Origin of the sequence: Streptomyces bohaiensis, from assembly GCF_012033785.1 — a bacterium.
Lineage (GTDB): Bacteria > Actinomycetota > Actinomycetes > Streptomycetales > Streptomycetaceae > Streptomyces > Streptomyces bohaiensis.
The window spans coordinates 1-1,851 of the sequence record NZ_JAAVJC010000477.1 but is presented as its reverse complement, the minus strand read 5'-3'; the positions used below and the strand labels follow the sequence as shown (position 1 = coordinate 1,851).

1 protein-coding gene is annotated in these 1,851 nt (G+C 77.1%); it reads right to left on the bottom strand.

Going from position 1 to position 1,851, the window contains the following annotated elements; genetic code table 11:
• Window positions 1–169: 169 nt before the first annotated feature.
• Window positions 170–1,639 carry a hypothetical protein gene (locus HCN52_RS24080; protein ID WP_168090532.1) on the bottom strand — a complete coding sequence of 490 codons (1,470 nt, stop codon included), beginning with the start codon at window positions 1,637–1,639 and terminating at the stop codon, window positions 170–172.
• Between the last annotated feature and the right edge of the window lie 212 nt (window positions 1,640–1,851).

The window sequence follows — 1,851 nt, the reverse complement described above, 5'->3', positions numbered from 1 at the left end:
TGGACCAACCGGTACGAGTCCGGTGCCGCGGCGCCGCACGGGACGGCGGGGCGTCGGGGCGTCGGGACGTCGGGGCGTGCGCGCACCGGCGGGGTGCGGGCCGGATCGGCCGACGCGGGCGACCCGACCGCAGGACGGAGTGCCCCGCCGGCCCGGCACGGCCCCTGGGCTACCCCGCGCGGTGGCCTGCGGCCGCGTCGCGACGCCCGAGGTAGTACCAGGTCGCGACGACTCCGAGCAGTGCCACCCCGGCGCCGATGCCGGCGTACCCGAGGAGGACCTTGCCGTCGTCGCGGCCGGCGGCGGCCGTCTCGTCGGCGTCGGCGTCGGTGCCCGCGTCGGCGCCGTCCGCCTCCAGCACCTCCGCGTCGATGCCGAACCCGGCCTCGGCGAGGTCGCCGTCGTACGTGGGGGCGGTGCCGGGCTCGTTGTGGACCGCGATCCGCAGCGTCATGCCGACGGCTTCGGCGTCCACCCGCTCCACGACGTTCTCGTGGAGGTGGACGGCGAGGTAGTGCCACCCGGCGACGCGCGAACGCGGCACGTAGCGGTCGAAGCCGGTCGCCAACCGGTTGTCGTAGGCGACCGGCTGGGTGAGCAGGGCGAGTTCGGCCGGTTCGCCGCTGTAGGAGGTGGTGGTGTTCGCCGCCGCGGGCGCCCGGTAGGGGGTGTAGATGTCGGCGCCCACCGCGTTGATGACGCTGCCGTAGCCCTCGTGCTGCGGCGCGTTGCTCAACTCGATGCGGACGTCCAGCTGCTGGTGCCAGTCCACCGGAACCGCGTAGAAGCGGGTCGAGCCCGGGGTGAGGTCGTCGCGCCAGACGCCGGGTTCCAGGGGGCGCGCGTCGTTGAAGCCGCTGCCGCCGGGGGCGCGTTCGGCCTGGCCGCTGGGGGCGGGCGGCAGGTCGTCGGAGGTCGTCCAGTCGCCCTCCGGCAGGACGTCGGTGCCCCCGGTCGCCGCGGGCTCCGCCATCACCCGCAGCTCCACCGGCCAGGCGGCCGGCGAGGAGGTGGGGGCGCTGGTCCGCGTCAGGCGCACCAGGTGGTTGCCGGCCTGCCGGCACCGGCCGTCGGGGGTGACGGTCCGGATCTGCGAGGCGGCGATGGGTCGTGCGGCGCCGTCGCTCTGGAAGGTGCGGCTCTCCGGGCTGTTGCAGGTGTCGCCGCCGGTGGTGGTGAGCGCGAGCTCGAAGCCGTCGGCCGACGCGACCTTGGTGCCGGGGTCCGGGGCGGCGACCGCGGAGACGTAGACGTCCGACTCGGCGTCCAGCACCACGCTGTAGTACAGCGCGTCGCCGACGTCGAGCTCGTCGGTGTAGATCCCCCCGATCTCCAGAGCGGGGGCGTCGGCGGAACCGGCGGTGCCCTCGATCGGCTCGGCGTCTGCGGCGGTCACGTAGGCGGTCGGGGCGGCGGGTCGGTCCTGGGCGTGGGCCGGGCCGCTCGCCAGGAGAGGGAGCAGCAGCGCGCAGGCACCGGCCGCGGCGAACGAGGCGGCGGACCGGCCCCCTCCGCGGGCGGGGAGGCCCGGCGGGTCCACCCCTCGCGCGTCGCCCCGGCCGCCGTCGCTGTCGGCGGCCCCGGTCCGGCCGGTGCGGCCGGAACGTCGTGGGGCCGTCGGCCCGCTGTGTCGGATCATCGCCCGCCATCCCCTGTCGTCCTGGTGGCACCGACGGCCCTGTCGGGCCGCCGTGTCGGTCGCGGTGCCGGTGTCTGTGTCGGTGTCGGTGTCGGTGCCGTCCCGGGTGCCGGGCGCGTCCCCGGCACCGGTGGTGCCAGGGCGGCGCCGGGTGGTCGGCCCGGCTTCGCCCGGCCGCGGCCGGTGAACCGCCCGACTGCCCCGGCGCGCGC

Excerpts from the sequence above, each read along its gene's own strand:
- HCN52_RS24080 (WP_168090532.1), bottom strand. The coding sequence starts at position 1,639 with ATGATCCGACACAGCGGGCCGACGGCCCCACGACGTTCCGGCCGCACC.